Annotated in this window: 2 protein-coding genes; both read left to right on the top strand. The window is 35.0% G+C overall.

Going from position 1 to position 1863, the window contains the following annotated elements:
- The first annotated feature begins 233 nt into the window (after positions 1–233).
- The gene (locus tag GVV20_RS10465) at positions 234–1307 is read left to right on the top strand and encodes a DUF5011/hyalin repeat domain-containing protein (protein WP_159741265.1); all 1074 of its coding nucleotides are present in this window, start codon (positions 234–236) and stop codon (positions 1305–1307) included.
- A 139-nt stretch (positions 1308–1446) separates the two neighbouring features.
- Positions 1447–1863: hypothetical protein (locus GVV20_RS10470; protein ID WP_250690210.1), on the top strand; the 417-nt coding region annotated here is incomplete at its 3' end.

Below are 1863 nucleotides of genomic sequence, written 5' to 3' on the forward strand. Positions count from 1 at the left end.
ATTAAATATTATTGTAATATTGGTATTGTTACTCTATCTATTTATATTTGTTTTAATATCAAACATGCTTACAAGCGTAGAAACGTACTTTATATATCTAATGATATTATGTATGATTGTATTAGGATTCCTAAGTATATATATTGGATTTGGATTTGCAAAAATGAAGCTGTTTATCAATGAAGTGAAAAAGAATAAGGGTACATGGCAATGATTGCCATGTTGGAGGGAAAATGGAAAAACTAAAAGAATGGTTTAGCACTAAGAATGGAAAAATAATTACTGGGGTCGTTGTTGTTGCTTTAATCTTAAGCGGAATTACAATAGCAGCACTCTTACAAAATAAATCAGTCGATTATCAATTGGAGTACGTGGGTAAAGATAACGTAAATATTGTTGTAGAATATGGATCATCAATTAAGAATGAAGATATTACATCGAAATTTGTTCTTAAAGCAAATGGAGAACTCGTTGATACTAACAAATTTACAATCTCAGTAGATTCAATTAAATCAGATACAGTATCCTATATAATGACAGATGAACAACGATTAACAATGGCTACAGCTGATATTATCGATATATATGTCTTTCATTTTGCTAATATGGGAAAAAGTGCTGCAGGAAAACCTTTTAAATATGAAGTCAAGGCATTTGATGGGGCTAAGGAAATCGCGTCAACATCGTTTGATGTGATTGTGGTTGATACTGTAGCACCAACGATTGAGCCTATCGAAGATATTGAAACTGAAATCGGTACTCCAATCGAATTTACAAACAAATTCAAAGCTAAAGACCCTGTGGACGGAGACATCGAAGTTAAAGTCGAAGGTGATGTTGATTATTCAGTTGCTGGTACAACTGAACTCAAAGCAGTTGCAATCGATAAGCATGGGAATAAAACCGAGCTTGCATTCAATGTGATCGTCAAAGATAAAGAAGCAGAAGAATCGCTTCCAGAAACCGGAAGTGGTGGAAACACTTCATCAAACAATGGTAGTTCAAGCAATGGTGGTGGAACAAGCAATGGTGGTGGATCGACAAACAATGGAAGTTCATCAAACAGTGGTGGTTCAAACAATGGTGGTGGCAATACTACTCAACCAGAAAAACCAAAACCAATTGAACCAACAAGACCTACTTACCAGCCAGGAGAGTATGTCGGTGATGGATTGTATTTCTACCGTGACTATGGCGTTTTTGAAGGATGTGATGCAGTCGTGTTTGATGTACTAATTGAAAACTCTTGGGAGTGGGATTCAAACTTTTGTGATTCTGACGGAAAGATGTTTTATACGAAACGATAAGAGCGAGAAATCGCTCTTTTTTATTGGAAAGGAGTAAAGCCATGTGTGTATGTCGAAAGGGTAGAAGCCCTTAAAGTAATGTGTCAATAAACTTTAGATGCCTTTAAGGCATCTTTTCTTTTATCAATAGGAGGAAAATATGAAAAAGAAACTAAGTAAGTTGAGTTTATCATTATTAATGATATTTAGTAGTTTTGCAGTATTTGCACAACCGCTAAGCGCTGATAACACAGAGGTCTATTCAAATGAAGACCATAGTATCGTTGTTGAAACGACAAGAACCCACTCAAAAGATGGGGTTGAGCTTGAGTTTTCAACGAATACTGATGAAAAAATTGTAATTGATGATATTCAATACAATCAAGAAAGCATAAAGAGTGGCGACTACAGATACTCTTATGTTGTTGGAAATAATGGTGACTACAAGTTCACAGTAAAATACTCACAAACATTATTACTGGAAGAAGCTGATAAAGAACCTAAAGAAGTGTTGCGTGAGTCACAGTTTAAATTCACAGTTCAAGTAAGTGACATCGTGGAACCTAAAACTGATGAA

The sequence above is a fragment of the Erysipelothrix aquatica genome (genome assembly GCF_009828775.2).
GTDB lineage: Bacteria > Bacillota_I > Bacilli_A > Erysipelotrichales > Erysipelotrichaceae > Erysipelothrix > Erysipelothrix aquatica.